The sequence below is a fragment of the Streptomyces sp. NPDC057137 genome (assembly GCF_042670825.1).
In the GTDB taxonomy this organism is placed as follows: Bacteria; Actinomycetota; Actinomycetes; order Streptomycetales; family Streptomycetaceae; genus Streptomyces.
In genome coordinates this window covers 99,111-122,120 of the sequence record NZ_JBHUUW010000008.1, presented here as the reverse complement: position 1 = coordinate 122,120, position 23,010 = coordinate 99,111, and the positions used below count along the sequence as shown (strand labels likewise).

Below are 23,010 nucleotides of genomic sequence, written 5' to 3'. Positions count from 1 at the left end.
GGTGGGTGAAGTGCAGACACCAGCGCGGTCGACGGCCGACCTCACCGAGCAACTCCTTGCCGAGGTGGCCCAATTCATCGGCCCCGTGCCGACCGCCTTCGACCGCGCGGTCCGCGCGGTCCCGAGGCATCTCTTCCTCCCGGCTCTCATCTGGCTGCGCGACGGCGAGGGCGGCTACCGGCCGTGCGACCGGGCCGCCGCCCCCGACGAGTGGCTGCGCGCTGCCTACAGCGACGCGCCGCTCGTCACGCAGCTCACCGACGGAGTACCGACGTCGTCCGCGTCCATGCCCTCCATGGTGCTCCGCATGCTCGCTCTGGCGGACCTGGACCGGGAGTCCGCAGGGCGTCGCGTTCTCGAACTGGGCGCGGGCACCGGGTTCAACGCGGCCCTGCTGTGTCACCTCTGCGGCGATCAGGCCGTCACCACCGTCGAGTTGGACCCCACACTCGCGGCGGAGGCGGAGCGGAATCTGAAGGCCGTCGGCCACGCGCCGAAGGTGGTACGTGGTGACGCCGGAGTCGGCTGGCCGGCCGGGGCTCCGTACGAGCGGATCATCGCTACGTTCTCCGTCGACCGGATCCCGTCGGCCTGGCTGGAACAGACAGCACCGGGCGGCCGCATCGTCACCCCGTGGAACTCCGCCTGGTGCGGCGGGTACGGCACGCTGGTACTGACGACGGCACCGGACGGCGGCGGTGAAGGCCGGTTCCACGCCTTCGCCGCGTTCATGCCGATGCGGAAGCCTGTCCCGTCGACCACGGCGCCCGACGACGGCCCTCCTGCGCAGGTGACGTCCTCGGCGTTGTCGCCGTGGGCCGTCGCCGGAGGGGATCTGAACGCGGAGTTCCACGTAGGCCTCACCGTTCCCGGAGCCTGTTTCGCCTGGGACGCGACCGGCGAGCACGCTCCCGCACGGCTCGATGTGGCCGACGGCACCGGGCCGTCCTGGGCCACGGTCGACTACGACGGACACCACGCCGACCGGTTCACCGTCACCCAGGCCGGTCCCCGGCGGCTCTGGGACGAGATCACGGCGGCTCACTCCCGGTGGGAGAGCCTTGGCCGCCCGAGCGTCGACCGGTACGGCCTCACGGTGCATGCGGCAGGGGCCCGGACGGTGTGGGTGGAGGGGGCCGACGGCACCCGCGCTCTACTCGGCGAACGCGGCCCGCACGGACGCATCGCGCACAAGGAGGGAGAAGGCGACCGTTCAGGCCGGTAGATCGGCGGAGAGGAAGGGCGCAAGGAGCGCGAACAATGCGTCGGGGCGGTCGAGGGGGATGATGTGGCCGCAGTCCTGGAGATGGTGTCCGACCAGGTCGTCGGCGATGGGACGGAGCTGGCGTTCGAGCCCGGTGCCGACGGGGTGGGAGCCGACGGCCATGGTGGGCATGGTCAGCCGAGCCGTCGCGACGGCGTCCTGGATCTGCTGCGCGCTGGTGGGCAGGGCCCGGTAGTAGGAGAACGCGCAGCGCAGGGCCTCGCTCCCGGTGTACGCGTGGACGAAGGCCGCACGGATGTCGCCGGGCACTCCTCGCCCGAGCGTCCCCGAGTCGAGGAAGAAGTCGATGTACGGGGCCTCGTTGCCGGCCAGGACAGTCTCGGCGAGGCCGGGGACGGCGTGGAAGCCGAACCACCACGGGGCGCCGCCCGCGACGACGTGTTCTGCTCCGGGCAGGCGGCCGAGCAGTGCCTCCATCACGACCAGGCGCCGGACGAGGCCGGGCCGGCGCAGCGCGAGCAGGACGGCGGGGGCGGTGCCCGCGTCGATGCCGACCACCGCTGCCGAGGGCTCGCCGAGTGCGTCGAGCAGCCCTTCGGCGTCGGCGGCGAGGGTGCCTGCGTCGTACCCCTCGACGGCACGCGTACTGGCACCGAAGCCTCGCAGGTCCGGGGCGATGACCCGGTACTGCCCGGCCAGTCGGCCCATGATGCCGCTCCAGAGCTGCCAGGTGTGCGGGAAGCCGTGCAGCAGGAGGACCGCGGGTCCCTCCCCGGCGATGGCGACGTTGAGTTGGACGCCGTTCGTCGCGATGCGGTGGAGTCGGTGTGGGGCAGTGGTGGACATGACGGCTCCTCCAGACTGGTTACCATTGGTGACCACAGAACGATAGGTAACTGTCCAGCCGGAGCCTAGACGGCACTTTCAGGGAACGTGGTGAGCCACAGGTGACCACCCGAGGCGTCGGGGCCGCCGGTCCCGGGGGACGCGGCGATCTGTTCGATCCCCTGTGCCCGACGCGGCAGTTGCTGGACCGCATAGGCACAAAATGGACGTCCATGGCCGTCAAGACGCTCGCCGATGCCGCCCCGGACGAAGTGCGCTTCGCGGAGCTGAGACGCCGGATGCCCGGCGTCTCGCAGAAGATGCTGTCCGTGACGCTGCGAAGCCTGACCCGCGACGGGCTGGTGTCGCGCCGGGTCGAACCGACCGTTCCACCGCGGGTCTTCTACCGACTCACCGGACTCGGGCTGTCCCTCGAAGCCGCGCTCGCGGGGCTGCGGACCTGGGCGGAGGACCACATGGCCGAGATCGACCGCGCCAACGAAGCCACCGACCAGGAGGACGATGAGGGATAAGGCAGGCCGGTACCACGCTCAGTCCTCGCTCGCCGCCGCCCGCTCCCCGGCCTGACGCCGCCGCAGCGCCGGCTCTGTGAGGGCCGGGGGCACGTACGCGACATCGAGCGGCCCGACATCCGCACCCGGCGGGACGATCGCGTCGATCCGGTCGAGGAGATCGTCATCGAGTGTGGTCGCCGCGCCCGCGAGCAGGTCGTCGAGCTGGGCCATGGTGCGGGGGCCGATGACGGCCGCGGTGACACCGGGGTGGGTGATGGCGAACGCCAACGCCATGTGGGTCAGCGACAGACCGGCCTGCTCGGCGAGCGGGAGAAGTTGCTCGACGGCGTCCAGTTTGCGCTCGTCGGTCATGTGCCGGGGCACCCAGTGCATACGCGCGGCGTGTGCGTCGGACGGCCGTCCTTTACGGTGGCGGCCGGTGAGCAGTCCCATGGCCAGCGGGCTCCAGACCAGGGTGCCCATGCCGTAGCGCTCGCAGACCGGCAGCACCTCGCGCTCGATGGCCCGGTTGAGGATCGAGTAGGGCGGCTGCTCGGTACGGAACCGCTCCAGCCCGCGCCGCTCCGCCGCCCAGTGCGCCTCGACGATCTGCGAGGGCGGCAGGTTGGAGCAGCCGATGGAACGGACCTTGCCGCTGCGGACGAGGTCGGTGAGGGCGGAGAGGGTCTCCTCGATGTCGGTCGCCGGGTCGGGGTGGTGGACCTGGTAGAGGTCGATGTGGTCGGTGCCCAGGCGGCGCAGCGAGTGCTCGACCTCCGTGACGATCCAGCGCCGGGAGCTGCCCCGGCGATTGGGGTCCTTGCCCATCGCGCCGTTGACCTTGGTGGCCAGCACGACATCATCGCGCCGCCCCTTGACGGCCTTGCCCACGATCTCCTCGGACTCGCCGCCGGGCCCGTACACGTCGGCGGTGTCGATGAAGTTGATCCCCGCGTCCAGGGCGCGGTGGACCATCCTCACGCATTCACCGTGGTCGGGATTGCCCGTCCGGCCGAACATCATGGTGCCCAGGCAGTAGGGGCTGACCTGGATTCTGGTCCGCCCCAGCGCGCGCGTCTTCATGAGGGTGTCCTCGTTTTCGATGTCTTCGCACTCGGGTGCTGAAACCGGGCGGCGGCGGCCGACCGCCGCCGCCCGCGCCGGGGTGGTCAGCCCGCGTTGTACTCGACAGCGACGTCCACGACCCAGGTCACGCCGAAGCGGTCCTTGAGCATGCCGTAGAGGGGCGCCCACTGGGCGGGGCTCAGCGGCTGCAGGACGGTCGCGCCCTCGGTGAGCTTCTCCCAGTACCCGGTGATCTCCTCGGCCGTCTCGCCGCGCAGCGAGAGGAAGAACGCGTTCTCGCCCTGGTCCCACGGCTGGCTCGACGGGACGTCGTACGCCATCACCTTGAACCCGTTCTCGGCGGCGACCTGGCCCCACATCACCTGGTCCGCCTCCGCCGGGTCCTGCACGTTCCCGGCGTCCTTGTAGGTGACGACGGCCAGGTGCCCGGAAAAGACGGACTGGTAGAAGGTCAGCGCCGCGTGGGCGTCGCCTCGGAAGTTCAGGTGGGTCACTGCGTTGACGGTCATGATGGCTCCTCGCCTCTGGTGATCACGGTCGGATCTGGCTGGTCACGTGTCCCGGTCCGGCCCGGTTCGGTGACCACAGTCGCAACAGAAGCGGTCAGGGTGTGGCCGCTTCTCGGTGCACCATGGAGATATGCAGAAGACCTCCGCGCGGCTCCTGTCGCTGCTCTCCCTGCTCCAGACCCGCCGGGACTGGCCAGGGGCGCAGCTGGCCGAGCGGCTGGACATCAGCCCGCGCACCGTGCGCCGCGACGTCGACCGCCTGCGCGAGCTGGGCTACCCGATCGTGACGAGCAAGGGCCCTGACGGCGGCTACCGGCTAGGCGCGGGCACCCAGCTGCCCCCGTTGCTGTTCGACGACGAGCAGGCCGTCGCCCTGGCCATCGCACTCCAGATCGCCACCACGACGGGCGCGGGCATCGAGGAAGCCGCCGCCCGTGCGCTGAACACCGTCCGGCAGGTCATGCCCGCCCGGCTGCGCCATCGGATCGACACCTTCCACGTCACCGCCGTCGAACGCCCCACGACCCGCCCGGCCCCGCAGGTCGACAGCACGGTGCTCATGGCACTCAGCGCCGCGGTCCACGCCCGCGAGACGCTGCGCTTCGACTACTCCTCGGCGGCGGGCGCCCGCGACGACAGCACCGACGAACCTCCACCGCGCCGGGCGGAACCCCACCACCTCGTCACCTGGGGCGGACGCTGGTACCTCGTTGCCTGGGACCTCGACCGCAAGGACTGGCGCACCTTCCGCGCCGACCGGATCACCCCGCGCACCCCCACCGGCCCGCGCTTCAGCCCGCGCGAACTGCCCGGGGGCGACGTGGCCGCCTTCGTCGCCGGCAGGTTCCAGGGGTCGGACGGCACCGGCGACTGGCCATGCCGCGGTGAGGTGATCCTCGACCTGCCCGCCTCCGACGTGGCGCCGTACGTCCACGACGGAGTCGTGGAGGAGTGCGGGCCGAACCGCTGCCGACTCGTCCTGGGCTCGTGGTCATGGCCCGCCCTGGCCGCCGCCCTCGGCAGGTTCGACGCCGACATCGAGGTCGTCGGCCCCGCAGAACTCAAGGACGCCTTCGCACAGTTGGCCCAGCGCTACGCCGAGACTGCGGCCGCGCCTTCCTCACCCCGGTGAACCGGGCACGGGTAGGCGGGGCCGCCGCCTCGTACAACTGACGCGTCAGGCGCCCAACGCGCCATGTTTCACAGCCGAGATGAAGGATGCCCAGCCGGACGCGTCGAACGCGAGAACCGGGCCGTGCGGGGTCTTGCTGTCGCGTACGGGGACGACGGGCGCGAAGTCGTCGGAGACCTCGACGCACTGGCCGCCGTCCGAGTTGCTGTAACTGCTCTTACGCCACTGAGCTGCGCTGGCGAAGTCGTCAGAGACTTCGACGCACTCGCCGCCATCCTGATTGCTGTAGCTGCTCTTGCGCCAGGTCACGGCGCTCAGGTCGAGGGATCGCACGGTGCAACCTCCAACTGGGCGTCAGGCGCCCAAGGCCCCAGCCTTTACAGCCGAGACGAACGAAGCCCAGCCGGACGCGTCGAACGCGAGAACCGGGCCGTGCGGGGTCTTGCTGTCACGTACGGGGATGACGGCGGTGAAGTCGTCGGAAACCTCGACGCACTCGCCACCGTCCGAGTTGCTGTAACTGCTCTTACGCCAGGTTACGGCGGTCAGATCAAGGGATCGCACGGCACTTCCTCCAACATGCGTAGGACGAACTTTCGCGACTTCGTAGGGGACAGAGCCAAGTCGCGCACCTCATCGTAGGCACGTTGCAACCGATCCACCGGCTGGTTCTCCTCGATGAGTTCGCCCCTGTACGCGTTCTCGGTGTACCCGACCGTATGGCCGTCGGGAAGTCTCAGGAACATAAGAGCCGTACTGTCCAGGCCATAGAGCCCCGCGCTGAACGGAAGCACGTGAAGCGTCACGTTCCCCCGCTCGGCCAGCTCGCTCAAGTACTCCAATTGCGTCCGCCACTTACCCACGTCCCGCAAGGCTGTCCGCAACACCGCCTCCGAGAGGATCGATCGGAACGGCGGCGCGTGGTCCCCCTCCAGCAACTCCCGTCGCCCCATCCGCGCCTCAACCTGCTGCTCAAGCGCTTCTCCCTTGAGTCCGCTCGCACCCAGCACCTCGCGTGCGTACGCCTCCGTCTGCAACAACCCCGGCAGCACGCTCACCGCGAAGTGCCACAGACTCGTCGCCTCCGCTTCCAAAGACATGTACCGCCGGTACTGCTCCTTGAACTGCGACTTGTCACTCACCGCCAGCTCCCACAGCGCGAGCAACAACCCCGGCGTCCCGTAATACGTGTCGAGCGCCTGGACGACCTCCGGGCCGCCCAGCGTCTCGCCCTTCTCCATCTTGCCGAACAACGACCAGTCCCAGCCCAGCCGTTCGCCGAGTTGTCGCAGGCTGTCGCCGCGTGCGGCGCGCAGTGAGCGCAGTTCCTGGGCGAACCGCGCGCGGGGCTCCCTGCTACGACCGGTGACCACTCGTCTCGTCGGCATGGTGCTGCCCTCCGCGCGTTCGTAACAGGTCTGTCACGCACGGTAATTCACGACGCGTCTCCACGTCGGGGAAACGGGCAACAACCAGCCGGACGAGCTGCCGCAGGGCTGCAAGGCGCCCGGGCCGTGTTTCAGGTAGCGGGTGAGTCCTGGACGGGGAGTTCTTCGGCCAGTTCCATGCAGCGCAGGCGCGCCGGGGAGAAGTCGTAGGGCATCTTGCCGATGGCTTCGAGCACGCTCATGGAGTCGCCCTCGTCCTCGCCGTCATCGTCGGTGGCGGGGTGCAAAGTGTCCCAGACGTCGAAGAGGGCCTCGTCGTCCTTCTCCAGGCCGGACTCCTCGATGACGGCGTGCAGGGCACTTTCGAAGGCGTGCCGCTCGGCGGCCACCTGAGCCACCCGCGGATCATCGACGGCCACGCCGTCATCGAGTGCTTCCTCGGCCTCATCGATGCGGTCGGAGTCCTCCCGCAGGGTGGGATGCGTGGCCAGGACGATGAAGCGGGTGGCCTGGACGGCCGCGCCGAGCGGGCCGAAGATCCGCTCGGTGACCAGCAGAGTGTCCAGGTCCGCTTGGCGCAGGGAGCCCTCGGGCAGGTTCTTGAGGCGGTCGGTGATGAAGTCGGAGAGCAGGCCCATCCGGCTGCCTTCGGTGCGCATCCGCTGCACGGCGGTCCGCTGCCGCCGCGCTTCCGCCTCCTGCTCGGCGAGGGTTTCCTCCAACCGCTCCAGGGTGCCCGCGATACCGTCTCCGCTGTCCGCAACGGCGGAGGCCGTGCCGGTGGTGAAGGCGTCACGGATGTCGTCCAGGGCGATCCCGGCGTCGGCCATCTTGCGAATCCAGAGCAGGCGGATCATGTCCTCGTACCCGTAGCGGCGGCGGTCGTCGGCGCCCCGCTCGGGCTCGGGGAGCAGGCCGATCTCGTGGTAGTGGCGAATCGCCCGCGGCGTGCTGCCGGCGAAGGCCGCCGCGTCACCGATCTTGACCTGGCGGGGTGGCACGAAGGACGAATGCACGAGCGGGGACCTTTCCTCATGGGGCCTGGACGCACGTCCAGCGGACCACATGCCGTTACGGAAGGTGCAACCCCATCCACACCGCCCCCCGCCGAGGTCGGAACACGGTCTACGGGTGCAGCATCACCTTCGTGTAGCCCTCGATCCGCTTGTCGAACTTGTCGTACGCCGACGCCGCCTGGTCCAGGGGGAGTTCGTGCGAGACCACGAAGCTCGGCGTCGCCCGGCCGTCGATGATCATGTCCCGCAGGAAGCGGTTGTAGCTCTTCACGTTGCACTGGCCCGTGCCCATCCGCAGGCCCTTCTCGAAGAGCTTGCCGATGGCGACGAGCAGCATGCCCTGCTTGGCCTGCTCGTCCGGGCCGCCGGGGTCGGCCGGGACATAGAGGCCCGGGATGCCGAGTGCTCCGGTGGCGCGGACCGTTCCGACGAGGGAGTTCAGGACGCTCGCCGGCTCCTCGTGGCCCGCGCTCTGCGTCTTCGCCTGGTAGCCGACGGCGTCGATGCCCTTGTCCGTGCCGACGCCCTCGGTCTGTTCCTTGATCTGCTCGACCGGGTCGCCCTCACCGAAGTTGATCGGGATCGCGCCTATCTCCTCGGCCTTCTGGAGCCGCTCGGCGACCCGGTCCACGACGAAGACCTTCCTCGCGCCGCGCAGCAGGGCCGAGTAGGCGGCCATCAGTCCGACCGGCCCGGCGCCGTACACCGCGACGCTCTCGCCGGGGCGGACGTCGGCGAGTTCGCAGCCGTGATAGCCGGTGGGGAAGATATCCGCGAGCAATATGAAATCGCGCTCGTGCTCCTGTCCCGGCGGCAGCTTCAGGCAGTTGAAGTCGGCGTAGGGGACGCGCAGGTATTCGGCCTGGCCGCCCTTCCAGGGGCCCATGGCGACGTAGCCGTAGGCACCGCCGGCGAAACCGGGATTGACGGTCGTACAGAATGCGGTGAATCCGTCGACGCAGTTGGTGCAGAACCCGCAGGCGACGTTGAAGGGCATGACCACACGGTCGCCCTTCTTGAGGCCGGTGACGCCCTGGCCGATTTCGTCGATGATTCCCATGTTCTCGTGGCCGAAGACGATGCCGGGCTCGGCAGCCGTACGGCCCTCGTACATGTGCAGGTCCGAGCCGCAGATCGCGGTGGTGCTGATCCGGACGATCACATCGTTCGGATGCTGGATGCTGGGCTTTTCAACATCTTCGACAGCGACGTCGAAAGGTCCCTTGTATACGACGGCCTTCATGGCTGCCACCTTTCGTTCGGCTATGCGTGTGTGATTTCCCCGCGTGACCCATATCTCATGGTTCTCCGCCCTGCCCGATGAGGCAAGTCGGTACTCTCCGGTGAATACACCCGGCGCCGTACCATGAAATGGAGAGGTCGGCGAAACATGTCTGCTCAGCGACTGGGAACTTTGCTTGTCTCCGCACCGGGACTGTCCGGCACCGTCTACCCGCCCGGAACGACCGTGACTGTCCAGGGGCGCGGTTCGGCTGTCGACGCCTTCGTCAACGGCGATTGGCTGGCTCTGTCGTGGTGGGAGTTCTCCGACGGTCTTCGCGAGGACATCGCGGACCAGGACTGACCAGGACCGACCAGAGCTGGCCAGAGCTGACCAAGTCGCGGACCAGGCGGTATTCATCCGTCCGTTGCGGAGTCATCAACTCCGGGTGATCAACTTCCTTCACCTCATCGACCGATCGATGGGGAAACGGTGGAGGAATGATGGTCACGAGAAGCAGAAGACCCGCGGTGACGGTCGCCAGGACCATGGCGGTCGCCGCGCTGGTGGTCGGTGTCCTGCTGCCCGCGTCGAACGCGGGCGCTCAGCCCGCCGACGCGGCGGTGGACGACGTACCGGTGTCGGCGGGGCCCAGCGGCGAGCAGGTGGAGGCCCTGACCGAGAGCCTCGGGGAGTCCCGTACCGGCGGGTTCTACGTCGACTCCGACGAGGACCGCTTCGTCGTCACGGTCACCGACGACGCGGCCGCGCGGACGGTGAACGAGGCGGGCGGTGTCGCCGAGCGGGTGACGTACGACACGGCCCACCTGGACGCCATCCAGCAGAAGCTGGACGACACGTTCACGACTCCCGGCACCAGCTGGGGAGTTGACGTGCTCGCCAACCAGGTCATCGTCCGGGCGGACAGCACGGTGAGCGGCGCGGACTACGCCGCGCTGGAGGGCGCCATAGCGGCGCACGGCGACGCCGCGAAGATCGAGCGCATCGGCGGCGAGATCACGCAGAGCGCCGGATCGCCCATCAACGGTGGCGACTACATCCAGAACATCGCCAGCTCGTGCTCGTACGGATTCAGCGTGCGCAGCAAGACCGACGGCAGCAAGAAGTCCATCCTCACCGCCGGGCACTGCACGAGAGACTGGTCGTCGGCCGACTGGTACAAGTCCAACGGCCTCTACATCGGGTACACCACGGGCTCCAACTACGGCAGTACCGGTAATGACTTCGGCCTCATCCGGCAGAACAACGACACCCAGGTCGACTACTACGGCAACGTCGAGACCGCGGGGGGCGGGACCCAGGACATCAGCTACTCCCGGGACAGCCGCGTCGGCGAGTACGTGTGCGCCAGCGGCTACCGCACCGGCAACCTGTGCAACTCCGTCGGGGCCAAGAACCAGACGGTGAATTACACCAGCGGGGTGACCGTCAAGGGCATGGACGTGGCCTGCATCGACCGCAACGGCGGTGACAGCGGAGGCCCGCTGTACGCCGGCACCGCGGCCCTCGGCATTCTCTCGGGCACCAACAGTTCCACGTGCTACAGCTACTTCCAGCCGGTCAACGAGGCGTTGTCCTGGTACGGGGTAGAGGTCTACTGACGCTTCCACAGCGGGCACCGGTAGGTGTCCGAGTCGCAGCCCCGGTCGGCGTACCGCCGCCGGGGCTTGCGGCGGGAGCGTCCCCGTAGCCCCTGAGTCTAAATTGGGCGAATGACGAACGTCCTTCATCCCCAACTGTCCGGGCTGGGCAGGAATCCGACGGCTCCTGAGGACGTTCTGGTGCGCCTGGCCGCACACGCGGCGGGCCGAGATGAGATTTCTTGGCGTCGCGAGAGGCTGGCGGACGCCGTGGTAGAGGCTCTGCTGGCGCACGGCGACGGCGACACCGCGGTGAGCCTTCACGGGGACCGGGTCTCCCCGGCGATGCGCCGCAGGATCGCCGAGCATCCCGACCCCGCTGTCCGTGACGCGTTCGGGGACTACGTCAGGGACTCCGTGGCCCGCGGAACGCACGTCGGCGTCGAGGACCTTGAGGAGGCGTACGGCCGCCCCCGGACAGCACTGGTCGTCGCGCCAACTCCCGCTCTGCGCGCGGCAGTCGCGCGAGCCTGGTACAAGCGGCCTCTCGACGTGCAGGCGGGACTGCTCGCCGACCCGGATCCGCACGTCCGTGCCGTCGCCACCGAGCACGAGCGACCGGGTGTCCCGCCCGAGTGGAGGGCCCGTTGTCTCGCCGACCCTGCCGTGCGCGTCAACGTGGCACGCCATGTCCCGCTCACGTCGGACCAGTTCGCACAGCTCATGGGGAGTGCGGACGAGGAGGTCGTTCAGGCAGTCGCGGGAAATCCGCACCTCTCGGCCGAGATGGTTGCCCGGCTGCTGGACTGCGAGGACCCGATGGTGCGCGTCTCGGTGGCGCAGAGTCGGCATGTGGACGCCGAGACCCGGGATCGGCTGTACGCGCTCGTAGCGGCCGAGGACGCGGACGGAAACGTCGACGCGTACGTGGCTCTGAGCTGGAATTTCGCCGAACCGGACTGGCTGCGCGAGGCGCCCCTCGACGAGCGGCTGACCTACCTGCACAGCCCGCACTCGATATTCCGGCGGGTCCTGGCCTCGTGCCACGACCTGCCGGCAGAGGCGTGGCGGCAACTGGACAACGACCCGGATCTCAGGGTCCGCCGTGCCGCCGCCCGTCGGCCGGACGCACCGCCGGAAGTTCTGGAACGGCTGCTCCGCGCCCATGGCGACGTACGCCACATCCGACCGACTCTCGTGGAACACCCCCACTTCCCTCGTGAGGCGCTGCGCACGTTCGTGGACGAACCGGACCCCCACGTGCGTTACCTCGCTCTGCGGGACCCGGAACTGCCCGTGCCGGCCCTCCGGCAACTCGCCGCCGCTGCCGAGCCTTTCGTACGCCGTGGGGTCGGCCGGCACCCCAACGTCACGGAAGCACTGCTGGACCAGTTGCTGTCGGACCCGGCCCCCGAGGTCGTCCACGACGCCGCCGCCAACTCCGCGCTGCCGCTCCCTCGGATGTATCGGATCCTCACCACCGCCGGCTTGTGATCTCCCGCAGCCACGGGTCGTCCCTGACGGCCGGGAGCCGGAACAGGGTGTCCCGGAAGACGCGCTCATCAGCCCAGAACCGGTGACGGGCGCGCGGCGGGGGCGGGTCGTCGCGGAGGGTTCCGGGCGGCATGACGCCGGACGCGGGGATCGGCAGGTGCGGTCGGGGGAAGGCCAGCCACAGCCACACCCCGAAGGGCAACGGCACCGAGTACGCGGAGGTGGCCAGGTCGCCGCCGGGGGTCCAGAACTCCGCCGTCTGCGGATGGGTCGGCACCAGGAGGATGTCGGCGTGCGGGGCGGGAACGGGCAGTCCAGGTCCGGCCAGGACGGCGCGGCGCGGCGTCGCGCCCGCGGGGAGCAGGGCGTCGAGGGCGGGTTGGAACACCTCCTCGGCCAGGCCGCCGTGCGGGACGGTCACCGGCCCGCCTCGCGAGGCCACCAGCAGGTGCGCGAGCGCCCGGCCGACTGCCGCTTCCCACCGCGGGCTCCATGACCAGAAGTGGTACGTCCCCGACCGGTCTCCCCAGCGGGGGATCGACTCCAACGGGGGCGTGCGCTTGTCTGCCGCCAGCAGCTCGGCCCAGGAGTGGGGTGCGTCGCCGGTGCCGGTGTCGGTGCCTTCGCCTTCGCCTTCGACCGGGCGGCGGCGTACCGCGTTCGGGGCAAGCCACACCACCTGCCAGAGCGAGCAGTCGTCGACCCGGGTCGCCACGGGCAGGTCGCACGCCTCGCAGAGCATGTTGGGCCCGCTGCCCCCGCCGAGGCCGCAGCAGGCAGCGCTTCCGTCCTCCGGGATCAGCAGGGTGCCCCGGGAGTCTCCGGGCGCGATGGCTATCGCACCGGTCACGCCGTCGGACAGCGCGCGGACCGGCGCGTAAATTCCACGGGCCGCCGCCTCGTCCGGATCGACGTCCTCCCACATCCGCCTCGGCGGCCCCCAGGGCTCCGGGTCGACGGCGAAGGTGCCCGGCTCCATGAGCACCGGGAGCTGCGCACCGTTCCCGTACTTCTGATGGGCGTGGACCGGCAGGGCGACCTGGGACAGCGGTGCGGTCAGCGCGGCGCCGCACCCGGCGCACTCGAACTCGAAGACGGACAAATTCCTCCCCCGGAATCAGGGGCATCGTCGCAGCTCATCCACGTCCGGCCAACACGTTTTCCGTCCCCCTTCGTGGCAGGTGTGGAACGTGCGTCGCGCGCCAGGGAACCACCCTCGTCCTCGGTGCCGGACGCTCCCCCGCAGGCGCATTCTCGTAATGCGCCCGTCACGCACGGTAGTTCAGACCGTTCGGCCGGGCCGTCGACATCACGCGCCAACGAGCCGAAGGAGACCCCCCATGACGTCTGCGACTCCCAAGCCGCCGCTCCCCCGCCGTACCCCGCAGCGCATCGCCCCGGACAAGATCCAGGAGGCCGTCGAGGCGCGTGACGCGCTGGCGGCGGCGCTGACCAGCGCCGGCATCCAGCTGCCCGCGATGGACGTCCGCACCCCCTGGCCCGTCACCGACGACAGCGACGCCGGACGCGCCACCCGCTACGCCCTCGTCCATCTCGGCGTCTGCTCCGCGCCGGTGGCGCTGGCGCTCGCCGCCGTGATCGTGGACGGGGCCGGACGGTGACAGACGGTACGCGGCCGGTGAGGGATGCCTCGCCGCCCGCGCCGCCCGTACCGCCCGTGTCGCCGGTACCGCCCGTACCGCCCGTCGGGATCCGCATCGGGGACACCGTCCACGACCCGGCCCGCGACCGGGTCGGCGTCGTCATGGCCCGCCAGGGCCCGTACTACCAGCTCCGCCCGCTCGCCGGCGGCCGCGAGTGGGACGCCGACCCCGCCCGCGTCCGGCCACTGACCCCGGCCGAACTGCTCAGCGCCCGCGTCGCGGACGCCAACACGCGCAGCCGTACCGCCCTCGGCGACGTACCGGGGAGGTGAGTGGGGCCGGGCGGCGGCGTCACGTCGTCTCCGGCTCCGACTCCCTTTCGCGGTCGCGCAGTTCGCGCCTGAGGATCTTGCCCGACACCGCCCGTGGGACGCCCCCGATGAACTCGACCCGGCGGACCTTCTTGTGCGGGGCGACGTGTTCGGCGACGTAGGCCATGACGTCCGCCTCGGTGAGTCCGGGGGCCGTGGGCTGGCGGACGACGTACGCCTTCGGGATCTCGTTCCCGTCCTCGTCGTACACGCCGATCACCGCCGCGTCGGCTATCGACTCGTGCGTCAGCAGCAGCGCTTCGAGGTCGGCCGGGGCGACCTGGAAGCCCTTGTACTTGATCAGCTCCTTTACCCGGTCGACCACGAACAGCCAGCCGTCGGCGTCGACACGGCCGACGTCACCGGTGTGCACCCAGCCGTCGGTGTCGATCATGTGGGCCGTCTCCTCGGGCTGGCCGAGGTAGCCCTTCATGACCTGCGGCCCGCGGATGAGGACTTCGCCGGTCGCGCCTTCGGGGGCGTCCGTGCCGGGGTCGTCGAGCGAGACGATGCGCATCTCGGTGCTGGGGAGGAGCTTCCCCACCGCCCCGGCGGGCGGGTTGTCGACGTCCAGCGGGACCACGTGCGTGCCCGGTGACAGCTCGGTCATGCCGTACGCCTGGCGGACGGGCGGCAGGCCCAGGCGGGCCGAACAGGCTTCGGCGAGGCGGGAGTCGAGGGGTGCGGCGGAGCAGACGATGTAGTCGAGCGAGGACAGGTCGTAGCGGGCGACGGCCGGGTGCTTGGCGAGCGCGAGGACGATCGGCGGGGCGACGTACAGGCCGTTGATGCGGTGCTTCTCGATCGCGCCGAGGAACTGGTCGAGGTCGAAGCGCGGCAGTACGACGACGGTGGCGCCGGTGCGCAGCGGGGCGTTCATCAGGGCCGTAAGGCCGTAGATGTGAAAGAAGGGAAGCACGGCGAGGATGCGGTCGCCGGGGCGCATCGGGATGACGGGGTCGAGCTGCGCGAGATTGGTGGCGATGGAGCGGTGCGTCAGCATGACGCCCTTGGGGGTGCCGGTGGTGCCGGAGGAGTAGGGCAGCGCCGCGATGTCCTCGGCCGGGTCGATCTCGACGTCGGTCTCGGTGCCGGGGGTCGCGGTCGGCTCCGTGGCGATCATGTCCAGGACCGAACGGTGGCCCGGTGCCCGGTCGCAGACGAAGGTCTCCTGGATGCCGCCCACCAACTCGGCTGATCTGCGGGCGACTTCGAGCAGCGGCGAGACCGTGACGATCCAGCGGGCCGAGGAGTCACGGAGCTGCTTCGCGAACTCCTCGGCGGTGGACAGCGGGTGGACGGTGGTGACGGAGGCGCCCGCGCGGGTGGCTCCGTAGAACGCGACCGGATACGCGACGGAGTTGGGGCTGTGCAGGGCCAGTACGTCGCCCTTGCGCAGGCCGGCCTCGGTGAGAGCGGCGGCGATACGGCGGTGGAAGACGTCCAGTTGGGCGTAGGTGACGGTGGTGCCGCTGTCCGTACCGTCCACGAGGGCGACGGCGTCGCCGAACTCGGCCGCGCGGCCGAGGACCGCCTCGTGGATGGGCCGGTCGACCGCTTCGATGTTCGCGTACTCGCTGTGAAAGATCACCATGACGAGAGCCCCTTCGGCGCGTGGACGTACGGACGCGAGAACGCGTGGACGCACAGAATGGCGTGTCTCAGTACGATTTGGGGAGACCCAGGGACTGGTGGGATACGTAGTTCAGGATCATTTCGCGGCTCACGGGTGCGATACGGGCCACGCGTGACGCGGTGATCAGGGACGCCAGGCCGTACTCGCGGGTGAGCCCGTTGCCGCCGAGGGTGTGTACGGCCTGGTCGACGGCGCGTACGCAGGCCTCCCCCGCCGCGTACTTGGCCATGTTCGCCGCCTCGCCCGCGCCCGCGTCGTCGCCCGCGTCGTACAGGTGCGCGGCCTTGCGCATCATCAGCCGGGCGAGTTCGATCTCGATGTGGGCCTGGGCGAGCGGGTGCGCGATGGCCTGATGCGCGCCGATCGGCTGCTGCCAGACCTGGCGGGTCTTGGCGTAGTCGACGGCCTTGTCGAGCGCGTACCGGCCCATGCCGAGGGCGAAGGCGGCGGTCATGACGCGCTCGGGGTTGAGTCCGGCGAAGAGCTGGAGCAGCCCGGCGTCCTCGTCGCCGACGAGGGCGTCGGCGGGGAGCCGTACATCGTCCAGCACCAGCTCGAACTGCTTCTCCACCGCCTGGAGTTCCATGTCGATCTGGGAGCGGTGAAAGCCCTGCGCGTCGCGCGGGACGATGAAGAGGCACGGCTTGAGTGAGCCGGTCCTGGCGTCCTCGGTGCGGCCGACGACGAGGGTGGCGTCGGTGATGTCGACGCCGGAGACGAAGACTTTGCGGCCGTTGAGTATCCAGCCGCCGCCGTCGCTCTCGGCGGCTTTGCGGGCGGTGGTGGTGATGCGGTGCGAGTTGGATCCGGCGTCGGGTTCGGTGATGCCGAAGGCCATCGTGCGGGAGCCGTCGGCGAGGCCGGGGAGCCATGCGCGTTTCTGTGCCTCGGTGCCGAAGCGGGCGATGACGGTGCCGCAGATGGCGGGCGACACGACCATGAGGAGCAGAGGGCAGCCGGCGGCGCCCAACTCTTCGAGGACGATGGAGAGTTCGGCGAGGCCGCTGCCTCCGCCGCCGTACTCCTCGGGCAGGTTGACGCCGAGATAGCCGAGCTTGCCCGCCTCGCTCCACAGCGTCTCGCGGTCGAAGGCGCGCCCGTGGCGGCGGCCGAGGGCGGCGACGGCGGCGCGGAGGTCCTGGTGTTCCTGCGTTTCGACGATGCTCATGAGTCCCCCTGTGAGGTGTCGGGCTGCGAGGTGCCGGGCTGTGCGGTGTCGGGCTGCGCCTCGGTCTGTGCGGAGTCGCTGACTACGGCGAGGAGCGCGCCGACCTCGACCTGGCTGCCGGGGGCGGCGTGGAGCGCGGTGAGCGTGCCGGAGGCGGGAGAGACGATGCGGTGCTCCATCTTCATGGCCTCCAGCCAGATGAGCGGCTGCCCGGCGGTGACGGCGCTGCCCTCGCCGATCCCGTCGGCGATCCGTACGACGGTGCCGGGCATGGGCGCGAGCAGCGAACCGGGCGCGGTGGCGGTGCGGGGGTCGGTGAAGCGGGGGTGGGCTCGGAGGCGGTACGAGGCGGTGGGGCCGTCCACGTAGACGTGGTCGCCCCCGTACTCCTCGTACTCCGTCACGTCGAAGTGCCGCAGCACGCCGTCGACTTCGAGGCTGACGCGGTGGGGCGAGACGGCGACGGCGCGCACCGCGTCGTCCTCGACGTGGAACCCGTCGCGGGTGCGGTGGTAGCGCACCTCGTACTCGCCGTACGTCTTGGTCTGCGGCTGCGAGGGGAGGTTCCGCCAGCCGCCGACGCGGTGCCCGCGCCGGACGGCGTCGGCGAGCGCGGCGGCGAGGGCGGCGTGCCGCCCGTCGTCGTCGCCGCCCGGCTCCGGCTGCGTGAGCGCGGTCAGGTGCCGGTCGTAGAACCCGGTGTCGGCCTGCCCGCCGGTGAACTCCGGGTGCCGCAGGGACCGTACGAGCAGTTCGCGGTTGGTGACCGGCCCGTGGACCCTTGCCCGCCGCAGCGCGTCGGCCAACGCCCGCACGGCCTCGGCCCGGGTGGGCGCCCAGGCGACGACCTTGGCGAGCATGGAGTCGTAGTGCACCCCCACTCCGTCACCGGGCCCGTACCCGGCGTCGACGCGGAGACGGGGTTGGTCCCCTCGCGCGGCGAGGGCGGGTCCCCGCACCGCCAGCGCGTGCACCCGCCCCGGCTGCGGTGCCCACCCCTGCCCCGGGTCCTCCGCGTACAGGCGGGCCTCCACCGCGTGGCCGTGGGCGGCGGGGGGCTCCGGGGGGAGCTTCGCGCCCTCCGCCAGGGCGAGTTGGAGCGCCACCAGGTCGAGGCCGAACACCTCCTCGGTCACAGGGTGTTCGACCTGGAGGCGGGTGTTCATCTCCAGGAAGTACGCGCGGCCCGCCGGTGAGATCAGGAACTCGACCGTGCCCGCGCCCCGGTACTCCACCGCTCGCGCCGCCGCGACCGCCGCGTCCGTCAGGGTCGCGTGCAGCTCCGCCGTCAGACCGGGCGCCGGGGACTCCTCGATCACCTTCTGGTGGCGCCGCTGCAAGGAGCAGTCACGCGTGCCCAGCGCCCACACCGTGCCGTGCGCGTCGGCGAGGATCTGGACCTCGATGTGCCGGCCCCGCTCCACGTACGGCTCCGCGAAGACCTCGCCGTCGCCGAACGCCGACCGGGCCTCGGCGGACGCCGCCGCCAACTCAGCGGCAAAAGCAGGAAGTTCACGGACCACTCGCATACCCCGGCCGCCACCGCCCGCCGCCGCCTTGATCAGGAGCGGCAGGTCCGCCCCGGTCGCGGCGGCCGGGTCCACCGGTGCCAGCAGCGGCACGCCCGCCGACGCCATCAGCTCCTTCGCCCGCGTCTTGGACGCCATCGCCTCGATCGCCTCCGGCGGCGGCCCCACCCACACCAGCCCGGCGTCCAGCACCGCCCGCGCGAACTCCGCGTTCTCCGACAGGAATCCGTAGCCGGGATGCACCGCGTCCGCGCCCGCCGCGAGGGCCGCCTTCACGATCAGGTCGCCGCGCAGATACGTGTCGGCGGGCGCCGACCCCGGCAGCCGTACCGCCGTGTCCGCCTCCCGTACGTGCAGCGCGTCGGCGTCCGCGTCCGAGAAGACCGCGACCGTGCCGATGCCCCGCTCCCGGCAGGTGCGGAAGACCCGGCACGCGATCTCGCCCCGATTCGCTACAAGAAGAGTGGAAATCAACGTAAGCCTCACATTCGGAAGACGCCGAAGCCGGCCCGTACGCCCTCGACCGGCGCCGTGTGGACCGCCGACAGGCACAGGCCGAGCACCGTGCGGGTGTCACGCGGGTCGATGACCCCGTCGTCGTAGAGCCGCCCGGACAGGAACGCCGGCAGCGACTCCGACTCGATCTGCGCCTCCACCATCGCGCGCAGCGCCGCGTCGCCGTCCTCGTCGTACGGCAGCCCCTTCGCCGCCGAAGACGCGCGCGCCACGATCGAGAGCACACCGGCCAGTTGCTGCGGCCCCATCACCGCGGACTTGGCGCTCGGCCAGGCGAAGAGGAAGCGCGGGTCGTAGGCCCGGCCGCACATGCCGTAGTGCCCGGCGCCGTACGACGCGCCCATCAGGACCGACAGATGCGGCACGGTCGAGTTGGCGACCGCGTTGATCATCATCGCCCCGTGCTTGATGATGCCGCCCTGCTCGTACTCCTTGCCGACCATGTAGCCGGTGGTGTTGTGCAGGAAGATCAGCGGGATGTCGCGCTGGTTGGCGAGCTGGATGAACTGCGCGGCCTTCTGCGACTCGGCGCTGAACAGCACACCCTGCGCGTTCGCCAGCACCCCCACCGGATAGCCGTGCAGCCGCGCCCAGCCCGTCACCAGGCTCGGCCCGTACAGCGGCTTGAACTCGTCGAAGTCCGAACCGTCCACGATCCGCGCCACCACCTCGCGCGGGTCGAAGGGGATCTTCAGATCGCCGGGGACGATGCCCAGCAGCTCGTCCTCGTCGTACTTCGGCGGCTCGGCGAGGCCGGGATCGGGCTGCGCCTTGCGGTGGTTGAGGCGGGCGACGATCCGCCGCGCCTGGCGGATCGCGTCCGGCTCGTCCACCGCGAAGTGGTCGGCGAGCCCCGAGTGGCGGGCGTGCATCTCGGCGCCGCCGAGCGATTCGTCGTCGCTCTCCTCGCCCGTCGCCATCTTCACGAGCGGCGGTCCGCCGAGGAAGACCTTCGACCGCTCCTTGATCATCACGGTGTGGTCGGACATGCCGGGCACATACGCGCCGCCCGCCGTCGAGTTGCCGAAGACGACCGCCACGGTGGGAATCCCGGCGGCGGAGAGCCGCGTCAGATCGCGGAACAGCGCGCCGCCGGGGATGAAGATCTCCTTCTGGGAGGGGAGATCGGCGCCGCCGGACTCGACGAGGCTGATGAGCGGCAGCCGGTTCTCGTACGCGATCTGGTTGGCGCGCAGGGCCTTCTTCAGCGTCCAGGGGTTGGAGGCGCCGCCGCGCACGGTGGGGTCGTTGGCGGTGATGACGCACTCGACGCCCTCCACCACGCCGATGCCGGTGACCATGGACGCGCCGACGGGGTAGTCGCTGCCCCAGGCGGCGAGCGGGGACAGTTCGAGGAACGGGGTGTCGGGGTCGAGCAGCAGCTCGACCCGTTCGCGGGCGAGGAGCTTTCCGCGTTTACGGTGCCGGGCCACGTACTTCTCGCCGCCGCCGGCCAGCGCCTTGGCGTGCTCCGTGCCGAGATCGGCGAGCTTGGTGAGCATCTCGGCGCGGTGCGCGGCGTATTCGGGGGACGTGACGTCCAGCGCCGAGTGGAACACGGTCACAGGAGTACCTCCGGGATGTCGGCGTGGCGGGAGCGCAGCCACTCGCCGAGCGCCTTGGCCTGCGGGTCGAAGCGGGCCTGGGCGGCGACGCCCTCGCCGAGGAGGCCCTGGACGGTGAAGTTGAGCGCCTTGAGGTTGGGCAGGACATGCCTGGTGACCGGCAAGTCGGCCGTCTCCGGGAGGAGTTGACGGAACCGGTCGACGGTCAGCTCGTGCGCGAGCCAGCGCCAGGCGTCGTCCGTGCGCACCCAGACACCGACGTTGGCGTCCCCGCCCTTGTCGCCGCTGCGGGCGCCCGCGACCAGACCGAGGGGGGCGCGGCGGGTGGGTCCGGCGGGAAGCGGGGCGGGGAGCGGGGGTTCGGGGACGGGCTCAAGTGCCCTCGTGTGTAGGGAATTCGGCGCACTGATCCGCACACCGTCGGGCAGCACGGCCGTGTGCGGGACGTCGGCCACGTCCACGTACGCCGCCTCGAAGACGCCGTACGGCGCGCCCTTGCCGGGCGGTGCGGTGACATGGAAACCGGGGTAACTGCCCAGCGCCAGCTCGACGGCGGCGCCGCTGACCGCCCGGCCGACGGCGTCGGGGTCGCTGTCGCGAACGACCAGCCGCAGCAGGGCACTTGCCGTCTCCTCGGTGTCCGCGTCCGCGCGATCGGTGCGGGCCAGCTCCCAACGGACCTGATCCGGGGCCCGGTCGGCGCGCCCGAACGCGTCCGCGACCTGCTCGCGCACCAGCCGCGCCTTCGCGTCGATGTCGAGTCCGGTGAGCACGAACACGATCTCGTTGCGCCAGCCGCCGATCCGGTTCAGCCCGACCTTGAGCGTGGGGGGCGGCGCCTCGCCGCGTACGCCTGCGAGCCTGACCCGGTCCGGGCCGTCCTGGGTGAGCCGGACGCTGTCGAGCCTGGCCGTCACGTCGGGCCCCGCGTAACGGGCTCCCCCGGTCTCGTACAGCAACTGCGCGGTGACGGTGCCGATGTCGACGATCCCGCCGGTGCCGGGGTGCTTGGTGATGACGGCGGAGCCGTCGGCGTGGATTTCGGCGAGCGGGAAGCCGGGGCGGCGGAAGGTGCGTGTGGCGCGGTCGGCTTGGGCGTCGTGGTCGGCGTGCGCGTCGTGGTCGGTGAAGAAGGCGTAGTTGCCGCCCGTGGCCTGGGTGCCGCACTCCAGGACGTGCCCGGCGACGACCGCGCCCGCGAGCGCGTCGAGGTCGCGGGGATCATCGGTGCCCCAGCCGAAGTGGGCGGCGGCGGGTCCGGTGACCAGGGCCGCGTCCGTGACGCGTCCGGTCACCACCACGTCGGCGCCTGCCCGAAGGCACTCCGCGATACCGGCGCCGCCGAGGTAGGCGTTGGCGGTGAGCACGCCCTCTCCCCACGCGCGGCCGGCCGTCAGCAGGTCGTCGCCCTCGACGTGCGCGACGCGCACGGGGACGCCGACGCGCTCGGCGAGTTCGCGTACGGCGGTGGCGAGCGCGGCCGGGTTCAGGCCGCCCGCGTTGGCGACGATCTTCACGCCGCGTTCGTGCGCGAGCCCGAGCCCTTCCTCCAACTGCCGCAGGAAGGTCTTGGCGTAGCCGGACCTGGGGTTCTTCAGCCGGTCACGGCCGAGGATGAGCATGGTCAGCTCGGCGAGGTAGTCGCCGGTGACGACGTCGAGGGGGCCGCCGGTGAGCATCTCGCGCAGCGCGTCGAAGCGGTCACCGTAGAAGCCGGAGGCGTTGCCGATCCGCAGCACTTCGGAGGTACGCGGGCGGGCGCTCATCGCCCGGTCCCCTTCGCCGCCCGCCCGGGGCCGGCGGGGCCCGCGAAGGCCTGCGCGATGTCCAGCCACCGGTCGGCGTCCGCACCCTCGGCCCGTACGGCGAGGTCCGCGCGGTGGGCGCGCTGGGTCACGAGCAGACAGAAGTCGAGGACGGGCCCGGTGACGCGCTGGTCGGCGTCCTCGGGGCCGTACGTCCACAACTCCCCATCAGGAGAAGTGAGTTCCACCCGGAAGGGCATGGCGGGCGGCTGCTCGCCACGGACGAAGTAGGCGTAGTCACGGGCCCGTACGCCGATCCACGCCACATGCCGCAGCCGCGCGGTCGGCTCGCGCCGTACACCGAGGGCGTCCGCGATGTCCTGGCCGTGCGCCCAGGTCTCCATCAGCCGCGCGGTCGCCATCGACGGCGCGCTCATCGGCGGCCCGTACCAGGGGAAACGCGCACCGGCGGGCGCGGAGCGCAGCGCCCGCTGGACCTGTTCGCGGCCCTCGCGCCAGTGGGTGAGGAGCTGGTGGGGCGGCAGTACGGCGCCGGCCCCGGCGCCCTCGTCCACGAAGGAGTCGGGGGCGGCGAGCGCCTTCGCGGCCTCGTCGGCGAAGGCGGCCTCGTCGGTCACGGCGAGGAGGGACGCGCTGTCGGTCCAGGCGAGATGGGCGATCTGGTGGGCGACGGTCCAGCCGGGCGCCGGGGTCGGGAGCGACCAGCTCCTGTCGTCCAACTCGGCTACGAGCCGGTCGACTTCCTCGCTCTCGCTGCGCAGATCGTCGAGGAGGGGCGCGGCAGGGTCGGACACGGAATGCGCTCCGATCGGGCTCTCGGGACACGGCGTCGTACGTGTCCC

The 23,010-nt window shown here is 70.8% G+C and carries 23 protein-coding genes; 8 read left to right on the top strand and 15 right to left on the bottom strand.

Going from position 1 to position 23,010, the window contains the following annotated elements:
• Positions 1–10: 10 nt before the first annotated feature.
• Positions 11–1,225: a methyltransferase domain-containing protein gene (locus ACFT9I_RS09790; protein WP_382562503.1), complete on the top strand. Its 1,215-nt coding sequence runs from the start codon at positions 11–13 to the stop codon at positions 1,223–1,225.
• Here the strand turns inward: ACFT9I_RS09790 and ACFT9I_RS09785 are convergent.
• Positions 1,214–2,071 (bottom strand): alpha/beta fold hydrolase, encoded by an 858-nt coding sequence (locus ACFT9I_RS09785; protein ID WP_382562501.1) that lies wholly within the window; start codon positions 2,069–2,071, stop codon positions 1,214–1,216. The genes ACFT9I_RS09790 and ACFT9I_RS09785 overlap by 12 nt on opposite strands.
• A gap of 101 nt (positions 2,072–2,172) precedes the next feature.
• On the opposite strand from ACFT9I_RS09785, the gene ACFT9I_RS09780 reads away from it, so the two are divergent.
• Positions 2,173–2,583 (top strand): winged helix-turn-helix transcriptional regulator, encoded by a 411-nt coding sequence (locus tag ACFT9I_RS09780; RefSeq protein ID WP_382562499.1) that lies wholly within the window; start codon positions 2,173–2,175, stop codon positions 2,581–2,583.
• Positions 2,584–2,601: 18 nt separating this feature from the next.
• On the opposite strand, the gene ACFT9I_RS09775 is transcribed toward ACFT9I_RS09780, so the two are convergent.
• Together ACFT9I_RS09775 and ACFT9I_RS09770 are read right to left on the bottom strand one after the other, a co-directional pair.
• Entirely contained in the window at positions 2,602–3,648 is a 1,047-nt protein-coding gene (locus ACFT9I_RS09775; protein WP_382562497.1) for an aldo/keto reductase, read from the bottom strand.
• An 86-nt stretch (positions 3,649–3,734) separates the two neighbouring features.
• Complete coding sequence (locus ACFT9I_RS09770; RefSeq protein WP_382562495.1) at positions 3,735–4,160, bottom strand: VOC family protein; 426 nt, start codon at positions 4,158–4,160, stop codon at positions 3,735–3,737.
• A 130-nt stretch (positions 4,161–4,290) separates the two neighbouring features.
• Here ACFT9I_RS09770 and ACFT9I_RS09765 point away from each other — a divergent pair, with 130 nt between their 5' ends.
• Positions 4,291–5,292, top strand: a complete 1,002-nt coding sequence (locus ACFT9I_RS09765; protein ID WP_382562493.1) for a helix-turn-helix transcriptional regulator — start codon at positions 4,291–4,293, stop codon at positions 5,290–5,292.
• Between the two features lie 45 nt (positions 5,293–5,337).
• On the opposite strand, the gene ACFT9I_RS09760 is transcribed toward ACFT9I_RS09765, so the two are convergent.
• The 5 genes from ACFT9I_RS09760 to ACFT9I_RS09740 all read right to left on the bottom strand — a co-directional run bounded on the left by ACFT9I_RS09760 (position 5,338) and on the right by ACFT9I_RS09740 (position 8,939).
• Positions 5,338–5,625: a DUF397 domain-containing protein gene (locus tag ACFT9I_RS09760; RefSeq protein WP_382562491.1), complete on the bottom strand. Its 288-nt coding sequence runs from the start codon at positions 5,623–5,625 to the stop codon at positions 5,338–5,340.
• Positions 5,626–5,646: 21 nt separating this feature from the next.
• The gene (locus ACFT9I_RS09755; protein WP_382562489.1) at positions 5,647–5,856 is read right to left on the bottom strand and encodes a DUF397 domain-containing protein; all 210 of its coding nucleotides are present in this window, start codon (positions 5,854–5,856) and stop codon (positions 5,647–5,649) included.
• Positions 5,838–6,680: a helix-turn-helix domain-containing protein gene (locus ACFT9I_RS09750; protein ID WP_382562487.1), complete on the bottom strand. Its 843-nt coding sequence runs from the start codon at positions 6,678–6,680 to the stop codon at positions 5,838–5,840. Before ACFT9I_RS09750 ends, ACFT9I_RS09755 begins: the two co-directional genes overlap by 19 nt.
• A gap of 131 nt (positions 6,681–6,811) precedes the next feature.
• Entirely contained in the window at positions 6,812–7,696 is an 885-nt protein-coding gene (locus tag ACFT9I_RS09745) for a MerR family transcriptional regulator (RefSeq protein ID WP_382562485.1), read from the bottom strand.
• A gap of 109 nt (positions 7,697–7,805) precedes the next feature.
• Entirely contained in the window at positions 7,806–8,939 is a 1,134-nt protein-coding gene (locus ACFT9I_RS09740; protein ID WP_382562483.1) for a glutathione-independent formaldehyde dehydrogenase, read from the bottom strand.
• A gap of 147 nt (positions 8,940–9,086) precedes the next feature.
• Between ACFT9I_RS09740 and ACFT9I_RS09735 the strand changes: the two genes are divergently transcribed.
• From ACFT9I_RS09735 to ACFT9I_RS09725, 3 genes are all read left to right on the top strand, one after another.
• Positions 9,087–9,281: a hypothetical protein gene (locus tag ACFT9I_RS09735; RefSeq protein WP_382562481.1), complete on the top strand. Its 195-nt coding sequence runs from the start codon at positions 9,087–9,089 to the stop codon at positions 9,279–9,281.
• A 167-nt stretch (positions 9,282–9,448) separates the two neighbouring features.
• Entirely contained in the window at positions 9,449–10,540 is a 1,092-nt protein-coding gene (locus ACFT9I_RS09730; RefSeq protein ID WP_382562479.1) for a S1 family peptidase, read from the top strand.
• 111 nt (positions 10,541–10,651) lie between these two features.
• Positions 10,652–12,013, top strand: a complete 1,362-nt coding sequence (locus ACFT9I_RS09725; protein WP_382562478.1) for a hypothetical protein — start codon at positions 10,652–10,654, stop codon at positions 12,011–12,013.
• Here the strand turns inward: ACFT9I_RS09725 and ACFT9I_RS09720 are convergent.
• A complete protein-coding gene (locus ACFT9I_RS09720) occupies positions 11,994–13,115 on the bottom strand; it encodes a hypothetical protein (protein WP_382562476.1) in 1,122 nt (373 codons plus the stop codon). The two genes, ACFT9I_RS09725 and ACFT9I_RS09720, sit on opposite strands and share 20 nt — an antisense overlap.
• Positions 13,116–13,353: 238 nt before the next feature.
• Here ACFT9I_RS09720 and ACFT9I_RS09715 point away from each other — a divergent pair, with 238 nt between their 5' ends.
• Together ACFT9I_RS09715 and ACFT9I_RS09710 are read left to right on the top strand one after the other, a co-directional pair.
• Positions 13,354–13,635: a hypothetical protein gene (locus ACFT9I_RS09715; protein WP_382562474.1), complete on the top strand. Its 282-nt coding sequence runs from the start codon at positions 13,354–13,356 to the stop codon at positions 13,633–13,635.
• Positions 13,632–13,949 (top strand): hypothetical protein, encoded by a 318-nt coding sequence (locus ACFT9I_RS09710; protein ID WP_382562641.1) that lies wholly within the window; start codon positions 13,632–13,634, stop codon positions 13,947–13,949. The genes ACFT9I_RS09715 and ACFT9I_RS09710 overlap by 4 nt, the downstream gene beginning before the upstream one ends.
• A 19-nt stretch (positions 13,950–13,968) precedes the next feature.
• Here ACFT9I_RS09710 and ACFT9I_RS09705 read toward each other — a convergent pair whose 3' ends face one another.
• From ACFT9I_RS09705 to ACFT9I_RS09680, 6 genes are all read right to left on the bottom strand, one after another.
• Entirely contained in the window at positions 13,969–15,579 is a 1,611-nt protein-coding gene (locus tag ACFT9I_RS09705) for a 4-coumarate--CoA ligase family protein (RefSeq protein WP_382562632.1), read from the bottom strand.
• A gap of 70 nt (positions 15,580–15,649) precedes the next feature.
• The gene (locus ACFT9I_RS09700; protein ID WP_382562472.1) at positions 15,650–16,792 is read right to left on the bottom strand and encodes an acyl-CoA dehydrogenase family protein; all 1,143 of its coding nucleotides are present in this window, start codon (positions 16,790–16,792) and stop codon (positions 15,650–15,652) included.
• Positions 16,789–18,795 carry an acetyl/propionyl/methylcrotonyl-CoA carboxylase subunit alpha gene (locus ACFT9I_RS09695; RefSeq protein ID WP_382562470.1) on the bottom strand — a complete coding sequence of 669 codons (2,007 nt, stop codon included), beginning with the start codon at positions 18,793–18,795 and terminating at the stop codon, positions 16,789–16,791. The genes ACFT9I_RS09700 and ACFT9I_RS09695 overlap by 4 nt, the downstream gene beginning before the upstream one ends.
• A gap of 8 nt (positions 18,796–18,803) precedes the next feature.
• Positions 18,804–20,402, bottom strand: a complete 1,599-nt coding sequence (locus tag ACFT9I_RS09690; RefSeq protein WP_382562468.1) for an acyl-CoA carboxylase subunit beta — start codon at positions 20,400–20,402, stop codon at positions 18,804–18,806.
• Entirely contained in the window at positions 20,399–22,168 is a 1,770-nt protein-coding gene (locus tag ACFT9I_RS09685; RefSeq protein WP_382562466.1) for an acyclic terpene utilization AtuA family protein, read from the bottom strand. Before ACFT9I_RS09685 ends, ACFT9I_RS09690 begins: the two co-directional genes overlap by 4 nt.
• The gene (locus tag ACFT9I_RS09680; protein ID WP_382562464.1) at positions 22,165–22,962 is read right to left on the bottom strand and encodes a TIGR03084 family metal-binding protein; all 798 of its coding nucleotides are present in this window, start codon (positions 22,960–22,962) and stop codon (positions 22,165–22,167) included. Before ACFT9I_RS09680 ends, ACFT9I_RS09685 begins: the two co-directional genes overlap by 4 nt.
• Positions 22,963–23,010 lie beyond the last annotated feature (48 nt).